Source organism: Heyndrickxia acidiproducens DSM 23148 (assembly GCF_000374345.1).
Classification (GTDB): Bacteria; Bacillota; Bacilli; order Bacillales; family Bacillaceae_C; genus Weizmannia; species Weizmannia acidiproducens.
The window spans coordinates 1-18,325 of the sequence record NZ_KB894026.1 but is presented as its reverse complement, the minus strand read 5'-3'; the positions used below and the strand labels follow the sequence as shown (position 1 = coordinate 18,325).

At 44.2% G+C, this 18,325-nt stretch carries 13 protein-coding genes and 1 pseudogene; 4 read left to right on the top strand and 10 right to left on the bottom strand.

Annotated elements, in window-relative coordinates:
- From C232_RS19590 to C232_RS0115660, 4 genes are all read right to left on the bottom strand, one after another.
- The coding region (locus C232_RS19590) for an IS110 family transposase (RefSeq protein ID WP_018665100.1) at nt 1-177 on the bottom strand (177 nt) is incomplete at its 3' end.
- 119 nt (nt 178-296) lie between these two features.
- Nucleotides 297-830 carry a DUF948 domain-containing protein gene (locus tag C232_RS0115680; RefSeq protein WP_018665099.1) on the bottom strand — a complete coding sequence of 178 codons (534 nt, stop codon included), beginning with the start codon at nt 828-830 and terminating at the stop codon, nt 297-299.
- 437 nt (nt 831-1,267) lie between these two features.
- Nucleotides 1,268-2,581: a UDP-N-acetylmuramate--L-alanine ligase gene (murC, locus tag C232_RS0115675; RefSeq protein WP_018665098.1), complete on the bottom strand. Its 1,314-nt coding sequence runs from the start codon at nt 2,579-2,581 to the stop codon at nt 1,268-1,270.
- Between the two features lie 672 nt (nt 2,582-3,253).
- Nucleotides 3,254-5,971 carry a DNA translocase FtsK gene (locus C232_RS0115660; RefSeq protein WP_018665095.1) on the bottom strand — a complete coding sequence of 906 codons (2,718 nt, stop codon included), beginning with the start codon at nt 5,969-5,971 and terminating at the stop codon, nt 3,254-3,256.
- A 193-nt stretch (nt 5,972-6,164) separates the two neighbouring features.
- Here C232_RS0115660 and C232_RS0115655 point away from each other — a divergent pair, with 193 nt between their 5' ends.
- Nucleotides 6,165-6,827 carry a YhcN/YlaJ family sporulation lipoprotein gene (locus C232_RS0115655; protein ID WP_018665094.1) on the top strand — a complete coding sequence of 221 codons (663 nt, stop codon included), beginning with the start codon at nt 6,165-6,167 and terminating at the stop codon, nt 6,825-6,827.
- A gap of 41 nt (nt 6,828-6,868) precedes the next feature.
- On the opposite strand, the gene ytpR is transcribed toward C232_RS0115655, so the two are convergent.
- From ytpR to C232_RS0115640, 3 genes are all read right to left on the bottom strand, one after another.
- The gene (gene ytpR, locus C232_RS0115650) at nt 6,869-7,480 is read right to left on the bottom strand and encodes a YtpR family tRNA-binding protein (RefSeq protein WP_018665093.1); all 612 of its coding nucleotides are present in this window, start codon (nt 7,478-7,480) and stop codon (nt 6,869-6,871) included.
- Nucleotides 7,481-7,496: 16 nt separating this feature from the next.
- Nucleotides 7,497-8,291, bottom strand: coding sequence for a DUF1444 domain-containing protein (locus C232_RS0115645; RefSeq protein ID WP_026314639.1), 795 nt, complete (start codon nt 8,289-8,291; stop codon nt 7,497-7,499).
- A gap of 62 nt (nt 8,292-8,353) precedes the next feature.
- Nucleotides 8,354-8,668: a thioredoxin family protein gene (locus C232_RS0115640; RefSeq protein ID WP_018665091.1), complete on the bottom strand. Its 315-nt coding sequence runs from the start codon at nt 8,666-8,668 to the stop codon at nt 8,354-8,356.
- Between the two features lie 197 nt (nt 8,669-8,865).
- Between C232_RS0115640 and C232_RS0115635 the strand changes: the two genes are divergently transcribed.
- A complete protein-coding gene (locus tag C232_RS0115635; RefSeq protein WP_018665090.1) occupies nt 8,866-10,008 on the top strand; it encodes a SpoIIE family protein phosphatase in 1,143 nt (380 codons plus the stop codon).
- A 143-nt stretch (nt 10,009-10,151) separates the two neighbouring features.
- Here the strand turns inward: C232_RS0115635 and C232_RS0115630 are convergent, their stop codons facing one another.
- Together C232_RS0115630 and C232_RS0115625 are read right to left on the bottom strand one after the other, a co-directional pair.
- Complete coding sequence (locus C232_RS0115630; protein ID WP_018665089.1) at nt 10,152-10,991, bottom strand: CheR family methyltransferase; 840 nt, start codon at nt 10,989-10,991, stop codon at nt 10,152-10,154.
- Between the two features lie 38 nt (nt 10,992-11,029).
- The gene (locus C232_RS0115625) at nt 11,030-13,813 is read right to left on the bottom strand and encodes an ATP-binding protein (RefSeq protein ID WP_018665088.1); all 2,784 of its coding nucleotides are present in this window, start codon (nt 13,811-13,813) and stop codon (nt 11,030-11,032) included.
- A gap of 656 nt (nt 13,814-14,469) precedes the next feature.
- Between C232_RS0115625 and C232_RS0115620 the strand changes: the two genes are divergently transcribed.
- Together C232_RS0115620 and C232_RS0115615 are read left to right on the top strand one after the other, a co-directional pair.
- The gene (locus C232_RS0115620) at nt 14,470-16,023 is read left to right on the top strand and encodes a BCCT family transporter (protein ID WP_018665087.1); all 1,554 of its coding nucleotides are present in this window, start codon (nt 14,470-14,472) and stop codon (nt 16,021-16,023) included.
- Between the two features lie 420 nt (nt 16,024-16,443).
- Nucleotides 16,444-18,021, top strand: coding sequence for a cation:proton antiporter (locus C232_RS0115615; RefSeq protein ID WP_018665086.1), 1,578 nt, complete (start codon nt 16,444-16,446; stop codon nt 18,019-18,021).
- A 104-nt stretch (nt 18,022-18,125) separates the two neighbouring features.
- Here C232_RS0115615 and C232_RS19585 read toward each other — a convergent pair.
- Nucleotides 18,126-18,325 (bottom strand): annotated as a pseudogene (locus C232_RS19585) (group II intron reverse transcriptase/maturase); the annotation flags it as partial.

Below are 18,325 nucleotides of genomic sequence, written 5' to 3'. Positions count from 1 at the left end.
GCGTTGATAGAACAGTTCAAATCCATTTCTTGCTTGGGACACAGAAAATGAATTATGGAGCACTCGTCCGCGGTCATCTACAAAGCAAGCGTAGTGTGTCCGCTTGGCAATATCGATTCCCACCACAAGTGTTTGTTCGGTGACTTGATTAATTTTCTGATTTTGTTTAAAATCCATTATGGAGTCCTCCTTGGTTACAAATTAGGGGTCAATTCTTGCAGATTTGACACCCCGCATCATACCAAGAGGGCTCTTTTTATTCAAGTCCCCGAAAATCCTTCTAACAGGAATGCTCCTTATGAATTTCTCACTCTTCTTAAAGGCCTGTGTGTTTCATCGTGAATTGGTTCTTCCAGCAGAGGCTGCGGTTTTGAATCCGGGTGCCCTGCCGAAGCTTCGTTTTGTTTTGGGGATTTGTGGGAAGATTTATCTGTCCATTTATCTTTAATTTCCTTCAGTGCAGCTCCCCACTGGACAGCCTGTGCAATTTTATCCTGCCTTTTGCTCAAGGTAGAGGTAATGCTTGTTGTGACTTTGCGCAGCGACTGGCTTAGCTGCTGGACGGAAACGCCGATATCCTCCACAGCATATACGACGCTGTTTAATCTTTCCGACTTATGTTCAATATCCTCTACCAATACATTGGTTTTTTCCAAAAGCTTGGTGGACTCGCCTGTTACGCCATGCATCTGTCCTTCCAATCCTTTAACCGTTTCAGATAAGTTATCCAATGTTTTACTGACCGATTTTAAGGTTCTGGTGAAGCTAAGTACCAGGATGAGAAACGCGACAGCGATAAGTGCCACACTTAAGTAAAGTATAATAATCATTTTTAACCACCTCCATGTACATTAAAATTACCCCAAATCGCCTGCCTTAAACAAACCTTCTTGCTGATTTTCCACTTTACTTATCCGCTTCTTGTCTATTTTCTCATATTCCGTGCCCGGCGCCAAATATTAAATGGAATTATTTACTTCTTGACAAACTTTCTGCTTTTTTTGTTTAGACATGGCTTTTGTTTCTTTACCGCTGTTCCGGAACACTTTATACCACTTTGGAAAGCTTCTGCGCACTTTAGGAATGAAACATTTTGGAATTTAACATCATTCTCCGGAATCATTATGAAAAGACTATATGTATTCAAACAAAAGACGTTTGTCTTAAGGCGATGTGGGAATTCATCACGGTTTGAAAACCCCGTGTTTCCTTCCCACGAATCAAAAAAGCGTTGTCCAACCTGCCGCCGGACAACGCCTTTTTTAAATTACTGATTGACATGATTCATTAGTAGTTCTTCATATGCTTTTTGGTATTTTTGAATGTCGCCTGCACCCATAAACAGGATGACGCTGTTGTCGATTGCAAGCAGCGGGGACATGTCATTTTCTTTTATAATGTGTGAGCCTTCGATTTTGGCCTGCAAGTCTTCAATCGACAGCTTTCCGTGATTTTCACGGGCCGATCCAAAAATATTGCAGAGAAATACCCGGTCAGCAAGACTTAAGCTGTCGGCAAATTCATTCAGAAATGCCTGGGTACGGCTAAAGGTATGCGGCTGGAATACGGCAACCAGTTCCCGTTCCGGATACTTTTTTCGGGCCGTGTCAATCGTTGCTTTGATTTCAGTCGGATGGTGGGCATAGTCATCCACAATAATTTGTGTGCCGATTTCTTCTTCCGTAAAGCGGCGTTTTACCCCGTGGAAGGTTTTTAAATGTTCCTGCACTGCTTCTTTTTCGATGCCCTCGTATTGGCATAAGGCGATGACGCCAAGCGCGTTCAGGACATTATGGTCTCCAAATGAAGGAATTTCAAAAGTTCCGTAAAAATTGTTGCGCACGACAACATCAAATTTTGTTCCTGTTGGTTCGGTTACCAGGTTTCTTGCCTGGAAGTCATTTCCTTCTTCAAAGCCGTAGAAGAGAACAGGGACTTTGGCCTGGATTTTTTGCAGCTGTTCATCGTCTCCATATGCAATAATGCCTTTTTTCACCTGCAGGGCAATTTCCTGGAAAGCGGAAAAGACATCATCAATATTGGCGTAGTAATCCGGATGGTCGAAATCGATATTCGTCATGATTGCATAATCCGGATAATAAGAAAGGAAATGGCGGCGGTATTCGCATGCTTCAAAAACAAAATACTCCGCATTCTTCACGCCTTTTCCTGTACCGTCCCCGATTAAATAGGAAGTAGGCTTGATCGCATGCATGATATGTGCGAGCAATCCTGTTGTCGAAGTTTTTCCGTGTGCGCCTGTAACGGCAATGCTTGTGAATTTGCTGATAAAGTCACCCAGAAATTTATGGTAGCGGATGACTGGAATGCCGCGCTTTAATGCTTCGTCGATTTCTTCATGTGTATCGGGAAATGCATTGCCGGCAATAACGGTCAGGCCCGGCTGTATATTTTCACGGTTGAAGGGCATGATCTTGATGCCTGCTTCTTCCAATGGTTTTTGTGTAAAAAAGTACTTTTCAACGTCCGAGCCTTGGACTTGATATCCGATATCATGCAGAATTTGAGCCAATCCACTCATGCCCGATCCCTTGATGCCTACAAAATGGTATACAGTCATAATAGAACCTCCAACACTGTCTATATGTATGCAGTATATGATAAAAACCTATCGTTTGCTAAAATGCGCTTTGCACGCATTTTTGCTTTAGTGGCGGGCAGGTGACTTTTTCAATTTCAGCACCGTTACCCATTTTTCCGAAAAAATTCATGCTTACTCATTATAGCATTTCTTGAAGGCCATGAACATGAAAAAAAGAATTTCTCTTTTAGTTTTACTTTTCTCCACTTTTCCGGATCCGGCTGCGGGCGCTATCGGCTCGGATCAACTGGTCCTGCCCCATTGAAGTCAAAGGGCGGACTTCATTGGGGCCGGCTCAGTTGCCTGTCGCCGATGGGCAAGCGCCCTCCGCTTTTCTTTGTCCAGCTGCAGGCGCTATCGGCTCGGGTCAACTGGTCCTGCCCATTGAAGTCAAAGGGCGGACTTCATTGGGGCCGGCTCAGTTGCCTGTCGCCGATGGGCAAGCGCCCTCCGCTTTTCTTTGTCCAGCTGCAGGCGCTATCGGCTGGCGGATTTCTTGGCCCCCTCCCTGCGATAAGTCAACATCGGCTCGTCCCTCGCCGTGTTTCCTATATCTCAGTCGCGGTCCATGAAATCCGTACGCCGATGGGCAAGCGCCCTCCGCTTTTCTTTATTATCGTTGCCAGTATTTTGTTTTCCTATTAGGGGCTTTTAGTTTATGGTTGTGCCGGTTTCTTGTAATTTTTGGAATTCATTTTTTGACATTAGGATATCGCGCGGTTTGCTTCCTTTTGCTTCTGAAACAATGCCCTGCTGCTCCATCATGTCCACCAGGCGGGCGGCGCGGTTATAGCCGATCCGGAAGTTCCGCTGCAGCAGCGATGTTGACGCGCCGCCCTGTTCAATTACAAACGCACAAGCATCAAAAAAGAGCTCGTCTTCCTCCTCGTTCATTTGCGCATGCTTTACTAATTCCTCAGGTTCAAACAAGTAAGAAGGCTCCGCTGTTTGCCTGGCATGGCTGACGATTTCATCAATTTCCTGGTCTGTAACAAATGTCCCCTGAAGCCGGACTGGTTTTGAAGAGCCGTTTTCCAAAAAGAGCATATCGCCTTTGCCAAGCAATTTTTCAGCACCGCCCGTATCAATAATTGTCCGTGAATCAACCTGGGAAGAAACCGAAAATGCAATGCGGGTCGGGATATTCGCCTTGATTAAGCCGGTGATCACATCCACGCTCGGACGCTGTGTCGCGATCATCAAATGGATGCCGCATGCCCTGGCTTTTTGCGCAATCCTGCAAATTGCATCTTCAACATCCGCCGGTGAGGTCATCATTAAATCTGCCAGTTCATCAATCACAATAACGATATAAGGCAGCTTATCGGCAAAAGACCGCGATGCTTCAGCCAATTCATTGAAACGGTGAATATCACGGACGCGCTCGTGGGCAAATAACTCGTACCGCCGATCCATTTCTTCAACCGCCCATTTCAGCGCGGCCGTCGCCATTTTGACGTCAGTAATAACCGGGCTCACCAGATGCGGGATATCATGATAAGGCGCCAATTCCACCATTTTCGGGTCAATCATCAACAACTTCAGTTCCTGCGGTGTTGCTTTATACAGGAGGGAGATGAGGATGGAATTGATGCAAACACTTTTCCCGGATCCGGTTGCGCCGGCAATGAGTCCGTGCGGCATTTTTTGCAGATCGGTGACAATCGGTTTTCCGGAAATATCAAGCCCCATTGCAACGGTCAGCGGGGACGGGCGGTTTTGGAATGCCGCATCACCGATGATTTCACTCAGGCGGACCGGGCGGCTTTTTACATTTGGAATTTCAATGCCCACCGTGTGCTTGCCCGGAATTGGCGCTTCTATCCTTATATCCTTCGCGGCCAGGCTCAGTTTTAAGTCATCATTCAAGTTTGTAATTTTATTGACTTTCACGCCCGGCTCCGGCTGCACCTCAAAACGGGTGACGGACGGGCCCTGGCTGACGTTCACCACTTTGGCGCGGACATTGAAATTCTCCAGCGCCCGGTTAAGGGTTTCGCTTTGTTCGTTTATCCAGTCTGCATCGTGCGCCTGCTTTACCGGTGGTTCCAGCAGTGCCAGCGGTGGAAACGAATAATCCGGCCGCTGCACGGGGGCTTCTTCTTTATTGACTTGGCCGCTTTTTTCTGCCGTCCGGCCAGTCTGTGCTTCCGTTTGCTGTGCAGGGTTCATTTCCCGGGGTTTTGCCGCTAATTTTCTGCGGTCCTGTTTCAGCATTAATACGTTAAACGGGAGATGCTTTCTTTCTCTTTTGGGCGCTTGTTCCCTGGTACGATTTGCTGCAGCCGGGGTCTGACCTGTTTCCCCGGTACGAACAGATTCTGTTCCACTTGCAGCCGGGGCGGTTCCCTCTGCTGATTCAGACGCTGTTACTGTTCCCCCGTCTGTTTCGGTTTCTGTTTCAGATCCAGCCTGCGCTTTTTCTCCTGATTCAGACGCTGCTTCTGCTATAGCCGGGGTTGTTTTTCCCTCTGTTTCCGTTTCTGTGTCAGATTCGGCCGGGGCTGTTTCTCCTGTTAATTCAGGTGCTGCTTCTGCTGTAGCCGGAGCTGCTTTCCCGTCTAATTCTGCTTCTGTTTCGGATTCGGCCAGGGCGGTTTCCTCTGCTGATTCAGATGCTGTTTCCGGTGCATCCGGAGCAGCTGCTTTCCCCTCTGAATCTGCTTCTGTTTCAAATTCGGCCGGGGCTGTTTCTCCTGCTGATTCGGACGCTGCTTCTGCTGTAGCCGGAGCTGTCTTTCCGTCTGATTCTGCTACTGTTTCTGCTATAGCTCCTTCATCTGAAATAGAATCAATTTCAATTGCTGCCGGAGGTGTTTTTTCACAGAAAACAGGATCTGCTTCTATCGGTGGCTGCGGTCTTGCTTGTTTCTCCGGTTCAAGCGTTTCAGCTGCGGATTCGGCGGAACTGATTTCCAGGCTGGAGGCTGCTTCCAAATTCAGTAATTGAATATCGTGTTGGTAGTCATCCGAAAGTTCATATTCAAGTACCGCTTCTTCTTCAGGAGGCGGTCCGGGTTCAGGCCGTCTAAATCCGTAAATTGGCGAAGGAATATGGGTTGGCCGAAATGGCTGGCTTCCTTTCTGCCCGACTTTTCCGGACGGATAGGGAGTTTCCGGCTGCTCCGGTTTTTTGGGGGCGGGGGTGCTCTCGTGTTTTTTCACTGGCGGTGTATGTTTAGGACGCACCGGTTCTGCCCGATCCGGAATAGCAGGAAAACGGAAATTCGCTTTCGGGTATTGATAAGACACACGTGCATCCATTTTATTGGAAGCCGGAAAAGACGGCTGATCTGTATGTTCAATTTTCTTTTCTTCCTGCTCGTCCTCTTCTTTAAATAAATTAGATATTTTTTTAAACCAATTCACATTTATCACTCTTTCTCATGCTCATTTCGTGAATCGTATTGTAAATAAAAAATACGGTCAACCTTTATTATACAAATGAAAACCATGTTTTTCGAGGGATTTTTTTACAGCGGGCGTTTTGTAATGAAGGAGCATAAAAAATCCGGTGTTTGGAACATTATATATTGATTACACTTAAAGGAGGCTAGGCAATTTGAACATCACAAAAGCGTTTCTCAGCATCGGGCTGGCGTCCTCACTGCTTGTCGGCTGTAATAATGATGGCAACAACGGTCTAGACAATAATAACAATACACGCCCTGTACGTTACAATAACACGGCAGACGATAATGATGTAAGATACAATAATGTCGGTTATCGTAATCCTGATAACAATGACACAAACAACAATCCAGACCTGGTGAACAATGGCAATAACGGGAACAACGGCAATAACGGAATAAATGGCGATAACGGCAATAACTTCAACAACGCCGACAATGGTAATAATGGAAACAATGGCAATGTCGGCAACAACCAGCAGGTAAGGGTTGCCAATAAAGTAGCCCGCCGTGTTGCGGATATGAAAGAAATTGACAGAGCGAACGTCATTGTTACGGATGACAACGCCTATGTGGCGGTATTGCTCGGCAGAAACCAGAACAACGATAAATTGACGAGGCAACTGAAAAATAAAATTGAAAAGGTCGTAAAAGATACGGATAAATCCGTGAATGATGTGTATATTTCCGAAAATCCGGATTTCTTTGACCAAATGAACGACTATGTGAACGACATCCAGGACGGCCGCCCGATTTCCGGGTTCTTCAACCAATTTAACGACACGATCCAACGTGTTTTTCCAAACGGCCGCTAATCCTAATAAGGCCACGGGCGCTTAGCGGCCGTGGCCTTTTTTTATTTGGCAGGCAAAGGGAAAGCCTGGCCTGTTTGATATTCGGCATCGTCCAAAACGAGGATGCCCCTTTTTTGCGGCGCGTTCGGCAGCGCCAGCTCGCGGGCGGAACAGATCATCCCGCTGGAAGCAACGCCGCGCAGCACTGCATCTTTTATGATCGTCCCGCTTGGCATAACGGCTCCGGTTTTTGCAACGACCACCTTTTGGCCCTTGTCCACATTGGGCGCCCCGCAAACGATTTGCAAGCTTTCCTGACCGATGTCCACCTGGCAAATGCTCAAGTGATCTGAATCAGGATGCTTCACTTTTTCTTTTACAAGCCCAACAACAAATTTCTGGGATAAATCGGCTTCCAGTTTTTCATCAAAACCGTTTTCCGCCAAAATTTCGTTCAGTCTGCCTGTCAATTCTTCTGTCAAAGCAACCAGCCCGTTTGCGTTTACGTCCACATATTTTGAAGCCTGAAAAATATTGTACCCGGCTGTTTCATTTGTATGTTCATCAAAAATACGGGCAACGTTCCCCTTTTTTTCAAAAGTGCGGTGTTCCACATCTTTGATCATTACAATCAATGTGTCGCCGATTCCTTCACGGTTGTAAAAAACATTCATTCCAAACTTGCTCCTTTCACGATTTGCGGTTTTTACCCATAATAAAAATGGGCTCAAGCCCGCCGTCTTTGTACAAAAAAGACAGGGCTGTAATCGGCACGTGGCCGCCCGCAAAGAAACTCATTGTCATTTGTGCTACTACATCATACCCTGTTTCGTTTTGAATGTCACCTATGATCAGTACATCCTGGTGGGGGACTGCAACAACCATTTCCCCTTTGATCTTTTGCTCCATTTTTTTTAAAAACTTTTCATTTAAAATCCGGCTCGCGTCATACCCGTCATTTGTATTCAAAAAATAAAAATCATTTCCGGCGACCGTGTCCTTTTTCAGTTCAGTCGGAAGCGAACGCAAATTGAAACGGGCAACTTCCCGGACATATTCGGCGCTCCAGCCCTCCTCTTCCAATAGTTTAAGGTCAATCAGCCGGTAGGTCATGCCCAAGTCCAGCGCATAGTAAATCCGTGTTTCCGCCGTATGCTCATCTGCCAAAAACGGCACACCTTCACGGGCCTCCCCGGGAAAAGAGGTCGAACGGATGACAGGAAAGATATTTCGTTCCTGCCCGGACAGTGAATGTTTTTTCCCCATCACATTCAGCGCTTCTTCCACATAGTAAACGACTTCCTCGATTGCTTCTTCTTTCCGGTCGTTCCATTTCGCGACAATTTCAGGTAATGAAACGCTCAGCCCCCGATGTGTATACGTATTTTCAATGCGCAGTACGTCCTTATCACGGTCATAGGAAAACGTTCTGCCGTCTTTTTGCAGCCTTTTCTGCAATTCTTTCCGCATTTGCTTTGTGTCCATTTTCATTTTTGATTCACCGCCTTTTGAAAAAACCTCCACCCGAAGATGGAGGATTTTGTGGCTTATGCCAGGCCTTCGATAAAGTTCTCAATTTCTTCTTTTGTTTTTCTGTCCTTGCTTACAAAGCGGCCGATTTCCTTCCCGTCCCGGTAGGCAATAAAACTTGGAATGCCAAACACGTTCAATTCCCCGCACAGATCGATAAATTTATCGCGGTCAATATGAACGAAAGTATAATCGTTGTACTTTTCTTCCACTTCCGGCATAAACGGCTCGATAAAACGGCAGTCCGGGCACCAGCCGGCTGAAAACATATATATATGCTTCCCGTTATTGATTTGTTCATGGAATGCTTCTACTGATTGTAAATCTTGCATTACAAAACCTCCCTATCCTGTCTTCATGATTCTATTGTAATCGCTCAGCCCGGATTTTGCGAAAAATACACCTGAATAAAAGAACTTTTTTACGGAAGGATGCGGGTTTATTTATTTTCTCATCCCCCCACTTTCTGTATAATAAGAGTTAAACATGAAATACAGGGAATTTTACACAGCTATTAAGGGGTAGAATCATGACAATTTTAATCGTCGACGATCATAAAGTAAATTTATTTGTAATAGAAAATATTTTAAAAAATGCTGGTTTCACCCAGTACCTATCTTTTACTTCCGCAAACGAATTATTCAATTACCTGCACCTGGATAATGAACATGCGCCAAAAGTACCTGCAGATTGTATCTTAATGGATATCATGATGCCTGAAATTGACGGAATTGAAGCCTGCAGGATATTACAGCAATCGCCGCGTTTCCGGGATATCCCGGTTATTTTTTTGACGGCCCTGGACGATTCGCAAAAATTGGCAGAGGCACTCGGGGCGGGCGGCACTGACTATATCACAAAACCAATCAATAAAGTCGAGCTGATTGCACGCATCCATGTGGCCATTCGTTTGAAAGCTGAAAAAGACTGGCATATCGAACAGGAAAAAAAGATTAAAGATGAACTGGACCTGGCCACCCAGGTCCAGCGTACCTTGTTAAGCGCGCCGCTTGAGGAGAATTGCATTGCCATTACCTCTTCTTATAAGCCAGCCAATAAACTGGCGGGTGATCTCTATTACTGGCACAAAACCGATGACGGCCGCTACGCCATTATGCTGCTGGATGTCATGGGGCACGGGATTTCGGCATCGCTTGTCTGCATGTTTATTTCATCGAAACTGAGGGATTTAATGCAGCAAAAAATTGATCCCGAAATCGTAATGCCGGAACTCAACAAGCTGATGCGCTACTTAAATAATGACGGCACCAGCCTGCAGCACTATTTCACGGCGATTTACCTCGTAATTGACTGCGTGAATAAAACGGTAGAATATGTCAATGCCGGACATCCCCCTGCTTTTGCACTTGTCGATAACCAAAATGTTACCGCCCTGCAGGAGGGAAGCTGTGCAGTCGGCTTTTTCCCGCATCTTCAGGTAAAAAAGCAGGTGCTCCGTTACACATCAAGCCTGCAGCTGCTGATGTTTACAGACGGTGTCATGGAAGCTTTGGACACGAGTCAGACAGATGGGCTGAAAGGTCTCGAACAGCTCGCATCATCGCCATGGGTCCCTGAAAAAGCCCGGAACCCGCTTGATGTAATCCTGCCGAAAGAGTTGCAGGAACAGCAGCCTGATGATATGTGTGTGATACTTGTGCAGACACGCTAAAGAAGGCGTTCAAGTATCCCTGTCAAAACGGAACTTGTATCATCCGAACGCACTAACGGCCAGGTTGCCCGGACCGTTGGCTTTTCAGAGAAAGCAAAAAGGCTAATCGCCTTCTTCGCCCTTCAAGAAAGGGGAGAAGCCGATTAGCCTTTTTTTTGATAAATTTTTTCTTCCCGGCTAAAAAGTATATATTTCCCTTCTGTATCCATCGTCCGCAGCGTTTCCTTATGGCCAAGTCCCAAAAATCCCCGGCTGCTTAAGCTTTCATCAAATAAATGAAACACTTTTTTCTGCAGATCGTGGTTAAAATAAATCATGACATTTCGGCAAATGATAACATGAAACTCATTAAACGAACTGTCCGTTACAAGATTATGCTGGGCAAACACCATATTTTCGGTAAGGGACGGATGAAAATAGGCATTTACGGAGTCCGTTGTATAATACTGTGAGAATTCGCGCTTGCCGCCGGCCTGAAAATAATTTTTCGTATAGGTTTGCATTTTATTGAGTGAAAAAGCGCCTGCTTCCGCCTGGCGAAGCACCCTTGCATTCATGTCTGTCGCATAGATTCTTGTTCTATTATAAAGCCCTTCTTCTTCCAGCAGAATTGCCATCGAATAGGCTTCTTCCCCGGAAGAACAGCCCGCATGCCAGATCCGGATCTCCGGGTATGTTTTTAAATGCGGAACCACTTTCTCCCGAAAAGCCAGGAAGAAACTCGGATCCCTGAACATTTCCGTTACATTGATCGACAAGTCATTCAATACCACTTCGAGAAAGTCCGGTTCATGGATCACTTTTTCTGTTAAAGCGCTGATGCTTGGCAGACTCTCCAGCCTCATCCGGTGCATGATTCTTCTTTTAACAGATGAGCGGGCATATTGACGGAAATCGTACCCTGAGATCCGGTAGATTGCAAAGAGAAGGATATCAATTTCAAGCTTATTGATTTCTTCTTCTGTTAGTTCGTTCTTTTTCACAAGGCTCCCACTTCTTTCAATACTTTTGCCTATTCCGTTTATGTTAACCATACGCGCATGACTGATAACAACTGGTCAATTTTCAAAGGTTTGCTGATGTAATCAGTCGCACCTGCATCAAGGCATTTCTGCCTGTCGCCCTTCATTGCTTTGGCTGTCAGCGCGATAATCGGCATCTCTGTGTAGTTTTCGCTGGCACGGATTCTCTGCATCGTTTCATATCCGTCCATCCCCGGCATCATAATATCCATCAACACGACATCAACTTCATCATGGTTGTCCAGGATTTCAAGGCATTCCAAACCATTCTGTGAAGTCAGGACATTCATCCCCTCTTTTGTCAATGCCTTTTGGAGGGCAAAAATGTTCCGCTTATCATCATCGCAAATCAACACGGTTTTGTTTGAAAAAGCGGATTTATTGTTTTCTTCTGCCGGCGTGTCACTTGCAGCCGGGGCCTGAGCGGATGCATCGGTTTCGTTCATTAAGGCCGGTGCTACCTCGTTTTGCGTGCTGTATACTTCTTCTGTCGCAATCAGGCCATTTGGCAGGCTCGGAATATATAAAGTAAAGGTGCTGCCTTTTCCGGCTGTGCTTTCGAGTTGGATGCTTCCTCCGAGCAGGCGGGCAAATTCGCGGCAGATCGATAGCCCGAGGCCTGTACCGCCGTATTTGCGGCCGGTTGCCCCGTCGCCTTGCTGGAATGCTTCAAAAATTACTTGCTGTTTCTGCTTTGGTATGCCGATGCCTGAATCTTCAACCGTGACTTCAAGCCAGTAATCGGAACCTTCTGTTTTGACATATTTACCGGCCTTTTCTGCACTTGCTTTGCGCATTCTAAAGGAAACCGTTCCTTTTTCGGTAAATTTGACGGCATTGGAGAGGAGATTTTTTACTATCTGCCGCAGCCTTTGTTCATCTGTGTAAATCAAATCCGGTACATTGTCATCGACATCAATAACCAGTTCGAGCCCCTTTTGCTCTGCTAAATAGGCAAAATGGTTGCCGACATACACCGGCAGTTCCCGGGTATTCATTTCTTCGATCATGATTTCCATTTTTCCAGCTTCTACTTTGGACAAATCAAGGATATCGTTGATCAAATTCAACAAATCGCTTCCGGAAGAATGGATGACTCGTGCAAATTCTATTTGTTCTTCGGTCAAATTGCCGTCTGCCGATTCTTCAGACAGCATTTCCGAAAGCAGCAGAATACTGTTCAGCGGTGTTCTCAACTCATGCGACATATTGGCCAGAAATTCGGATTTGTATTGGGAACTTTGGATAAGCTGTGCTGCTTTTTCTTCGAGTTCTTTCTTTGTTTGTTCAAGGTCGCGCGTCTTTTTCTCTGCATCCCTTGTACGTTCTTCCAATTGTTCATTGATCATGCGCAGTTCCTCAGACTGGGATTGCAGTTCCTCTGACTGTGACTGCATTTCTTCAGACTGGGATTGCAGTTCCTCAGACTGCGCCTGCAGCTCTTCTGTCATCCTTTGCGATTCTTTCAGCAGCCTTTCGACTTTCATTCTGCTTAATACATTGTTAACCGACATCCCGAGCGTATGCAGCATTTGCTTGAATAATTCAAGCTGGATCGGCGTGAATTTTTTCATGCTGGCCAGTTCCAATACAGCCAGCACCTCGTCCTCATAAATCACCGGCATGATGAGCAGGCTGCGCGGCTTCACTTCGCCGAGCCCCGAGGTAATCAGCGCATAATCTTCCGGGACATCAGCAATCAGCTGGCTCCGTTTTTCGAGGGCGCATTGTCCGATCAGCCCTTCGCCATAAGAAAATTGTTCCCTGCCCGGATTTTGCCGGTCTTCTGCATACGCAGCTATTTTTTGGAACGCTGCTTTACCATTTTCAGCCCTTTTCAGATAAAAAGCACCCATCGAAGCCCCCATAATCGGAGTGGCTTTCTTCATAAAGCGTTCAGCAAGCGTATGGATATGCGTAATGTTCTGGTACATTGTCGCCATTTCCGCCAGCTTTGTCTGCATCCAGGTCTGCTCCGATATCTGGTTAATATAATTTTTTTCTTTTTTGCTTGCCTGCTCAAGTGAAGCGGCCATTTCGTTGAAAGCATGCCCGATCTGGCCGATTTCATCATCGGTTGTTACTTGAATCCTTGGGAGCGACGTCAGGTCACTAAAGTTGATTTGTGACATTACTTTTATAATCTTGTTTAAATGGTTTACGGTACCCGTAATAATCCAATAGGCGAGGAGAATCAAAACGATGATTATAAAAGCTGCCGCTGCGAAAATCAGCTGCATCATTTCTTTCTCCAGCCGGTTCGCATTCTTCATTGCTTCGTTCATCAGCTTCTCTTGAAAACTTTTAAACTTGCTGATATTTGCTGTTAATCCATCTCTTTTTTGCTGGTAATCCGACAAGAGATTTTCCGGCACGGTTTTATGGTTATGTATGTTTTTGATAATCTCCTTCTCTGTACTTGTATAGGAATCGTATTGAGTCTGAATTTGAGCAAGAACACCCTGTGCCTGGTTCTTGTTCACCGCATTTGCCAATTGATTCATTTCGGCTATAATTTTTTTCCGGTTGCTGTTAATGCTTTGTATCCTTTGATTAGAATCTTCCTCATTTTCGCTATTTATCAAATAAAGGATTTCGCGGTCTGATTGTGAAAACAACAACTGAATCCGGTTGGCGGATTTTACTTTTTGATAACGGTCTTCCACAACTTCAGACATATTGCTTTTCATATGGCTCATTAAAGTTAAAACAACAATGGCCAATACGAATATAAATGCAATAATCACGCCGAAACCGATAAATTGTTTCTTTTTGAAACCCATATGTCTTCCCCCGCCTTTTATGTACTGCAGCTTAGTTTATTTTTCATTATAACAAGCTTTAACCGATACTCCATACCCTGATAGTAAAAAAGCTAAACCTTCCTATAAAATTTTTATAAAATAGTATAAACGAATTGAGTTTTTTTTGACAATCGAAGACATCCCATCAGTACCGTAAGTGCTATTATTCAGACAAAATCGACAAATAACTGGATTTACGGTTTATGTTTTGTTAACATAATTAAAAAAGGCGGCTTTAATAATTTTATCAGCGGGTTAAAAGTACTTGACTTATCCGGAAAACCTTGAATTGTTTTTCATACTTCCGTAAGCTCTTTACGAAAGAAGGGGTGCTTCTTTACGGCAAGACTGTAAATGAGGACTTGGCAATGATGCAATTATTAAGTCTTTGTAAAGGGTTGAACGCATTGCGTAAGTATGAAAAATAATCCAGAACACATATAAAAACATCCACACGCAAGATTATCAAATCATGATCCTGTGCATTGTGAAACAATCGTGATGTCTATTTTTTTGGATGGCTCCCCTTCACCTTTCCATTAAGCCATTACTTTTAAAAACCCCATACAGCATAAGAACCGTTCTTTGTTTTTCACGCATTTTATTTGCCAAAATTATAATGAAAGGAAGAGTTGATGAATTTCAAAACAAAAAAAATGAATGGTGTATTTTGGATTTCCACTACTATTGTTTCCATGTTTGTCTTAATTGGAGCAGTTTCCCCTTCTGCTTTCGCGAAAGGAGCTAATGCAGTTTTAAACTTCACCACTTCTTCATTTGGCTGGCTCTATTTAATATCCATATTTTTATTTTCAATATTTTTGATTTTTTTGGTTTTCAGCAAGTACGGAAAGATCCGTTTGGACGGTGAAGATGAACGTCCGGAATATTCTTTGTTCACTTGGATCGGGATGCTGTTTTCTGCAGGATTTGGAATTGCCCTTGTCTTTTACGGTATTGGTGAGCCAATGACACACTTCGCCACACCTCCATTCCATGATTTGGAACCACAGTCTCAGCAAGCGGCAAGAGTCGCCATGGGGTATTCATTTTTCCATTATGGCATTAGCCAATGGAGCGTATTCGCCATTGTCGGTTTGTTAATTGCCTATAATCAATTCCGAAAGAAGAAAGACGGACTGATCTCAACAGCTCTTGATTCCATGATCAAAACAAAAAAACACCAAAAGCCTGTTAAAAATGCGATTGACATTTTTGCTGTCGTCGCAACTGTCATGGGTGTTGCAACTTCGCTCGGTTTAGGCATTATGCAAATAAACGGCGGGTTGAAATATACTTTCGGAACACCTGATACGATTTGGACACAGATTGCCATTATTGCAGTAATGACACTGCTTTTTATCCTTTCCTCAACCACCGGTGTCAATAAAGGCATTAAATGGCTAAGTAACTTAAACTTGGGTGCTGCCTTGGCTTTGATGCTATTTGTTTTTTTGACAGGCCCGACAGTCTTCATTTTGGATACGTTCATAACCGGCATCGGTGATTATATAACAAACTTTGTCAGCTATAGTCTAAGGTTAAATCCTTACTCAGGAGATACATGGGTACAAAAATGGACTGTATTCTATTGGGCATGGGCGATTGCTTGGTCACCTTTTGTTGGAGCGTTCGTTGCTCGTGTCTCAAGGGGGAGAACTGTTCGTGAATTTATTCTTGGTGTCATGGTTGCTCCGCCTGCTGTTGCATTAATGTGGATTGCCGTATTTGGCGGCACTGCCCTTCACATGGATCTTTTTGAAGGTGCAAATATTGCGGGAGCCGTTTCCGCTGACATAACAAGTGCGTTATTTACAACATTTGAACAATTACCTTTTTCTTCAGTTAGTTCTATTTATACGATCATACTAATCTTCACATTTTTGATCACATCTGCAGATTCCGCTGTTTATATTGTCAGCAGCATGACAAGCAAAGGGAATTTAAATCCGCCTATTCGCAGCCGCATTATTTGGGGGTTGCTCATTAGCGCGATAGCAACCGTGCTGCTGTTGAGTAGCGGTTTGAACGGCCTGCAAACCGCTTCACTTGTTTCAGCACTACCTTTTACCTTGATCCTGCTTATCATGATGTTTGCGATTTTCAAGGTTTTTAAAAAAGATCAGTCTCTTTACGCAACCAAACACGTAAAACAACAGAATCAACTAAAGCAGGCGAAAGCCGAATAAGCAAAAACGAATCTTGTCAGCCGTACTACTGCAACGATTGACCACCATTGAAAGTATTAACAATGTAGTTACCTATCAGTATCTTGTTTATAAAAAACCAATTCCGGCATAACGGGCAGTATGATTCCCGCCTCAAGATTGAAGAACAAGAAGATAGGCGGGAGGTCAACTGCCAGTATAGTTCCGATTGGTTCACCTAACCGTCCGTGGTGATGAGAAAAACCTTCACGGATGGCAGTTTTACTTTATCTTCACGCAATGAAAAGAAACTTCCGCCGGCAAAGTGCGGGAGTTTTTTTACTTTCGGGGCAGAATATTATTGTGACAGTAATGATTGAGTCATCATAAAAAATTTGCAAATAATAACAATAGCGGTCACTAAAATCAAACAGCACCAGCTAAAGTGGAGGTAATAAAGTGATGGAAAGCCTTCATGTACATGAATTTAACAATATGATGATCCAGCTAGTTATACTGCTAATCGTCAGTGTCGGAGTTGCATCCATTGCTTACTTTAGAAAAAAGCCATACAGCATTCCCCTGGTCTTTATAGGACTAGTGTTGGGCTGGTTTCAAGTTCCTTTTTTTGAAGCAACAAAAGATTTTATTACAAACTCGGAAGTCTTCCAAATCTTTGTAATCTCCATTTTCCTTCCGGCACTACTGGGGGAAGCGGCCTTGAAGCTGCCGTTCTCGCAGCTGCGGGAAAATAAAACTCCCATTCTTGCCCTTGCCATCGGCGGTACCCTGATCACTTTTTTATTCGTCGGATTATCCAGCTTTTATTTATTGGGATTGCCTGTGGCTGTTGCTTTTACATTTGCAGCCTTAATGAGCCCGACCGATCCAATCAGCGTACTGCAAATTTTCAAACCGCTGCATTTGAACAAAAAAATTAGCGCAATTATAGAAGGCGAAAGCTTGTTTAATGACGGAATTGGTGTTGTTCTCTTTCAAATCTCTTCTGTTTATTTAGTTTCCTATATTGAAATGGGCGCATTAGGCTTTGGAAACGGTCTGTTGTTATTTTTAAAGTTTGCTGTGGGAGGTTGTATAGTTGGGCTGTTAATCGGCTATCTTGGATCCATTTCAATCAAAGACATTGACAGTTACCCCTTAGAAATTACCATCTCTGTAATTGTTTTCTTCGGCTCCTACTTGCTCGGGGAAACTTTACATGTAAGTGGTGTGATTGCAGTTGTTTTGGCAGGTCTTGTATTGGGGAACTACGGCGGAAAAATCGGAATGTCGTCCGTTACCAAACTAAATATATACAATTTTTGGGACGTCATTGCATTTATGGCCAATGCCGTTATTTTTCTTATAGTAGGCTTGGAGCTTGCGACCATCCAAACAGATGGAAAATGGGCGATGATCATCGCAGGTATTCTCTTCGTGCTGCTGGGGAGAAGCATTGCTGTATACGGGAGCCTGGTATGGATGAAGCGGATTCCCCTTAGCTGGAAACACTTATTTAACTATGGCGGATTAAAAGGAAGCTTATCGGTCGCATTGGCATTAAGCCTGCCGCGCACTTTTACCGGCAGGGAAGACATCATCGTGCTTACCTTCAGCGCTGTGCTATTCTCCTTATTGTTTCAGGGGCTTACCATTAAAACCCTCGTAAAAAAATTGGGGATCATTGAAAACGCCAGCCACATCGGAGAATATGAAGAATTGGCCGCAAACATAACGATCAGCCAAAATGCGATTCAAACCTGGACAGATCTGAAAAAGCATTCTTTAATTCATGACATCGACTACCTGGATCTGGTAAGGATAGAAGAAGAAAATTTAAAAAAATATAATCAATTATTACAGAAATTGTATGTTTTGCATCCCGAAATCAAGCAAGAACAACTGAAAGATGCACAGCGGGCTGCCTTGTATAACCAATATCACGAATTGGTAAAATTACATGACAAAGAGATTATATCGGAGGATACGCTTGAAAAATACCAAAAAGAAATCCTTGAAAAAATTGAGGAATTATTATAACGGACACGGTTTTATTCTTAATCGAGTAGGAGGCTAATCATTATTTGATTAGCCGACCTCTCACACCACCGTGCGTACGGTTCCGTACACGGCGGTTCTAAAGTTTACGACCTTACAGACAGATAATAATCCAGAAAACTTATATACCTTGCTCTTCGGAAGAGTTCGTTTGTTAAGGTTCTGGTTAAGATATGGCTGCCGGCAATTCTCCAGTAGCCTTTTCTTGTGTTTGCCCATTCCCAAGCTTTACTTTTATTGATCCCTAATTTCTTGAGCCAATAAAATCTTGTGCGTACTCTCTTCC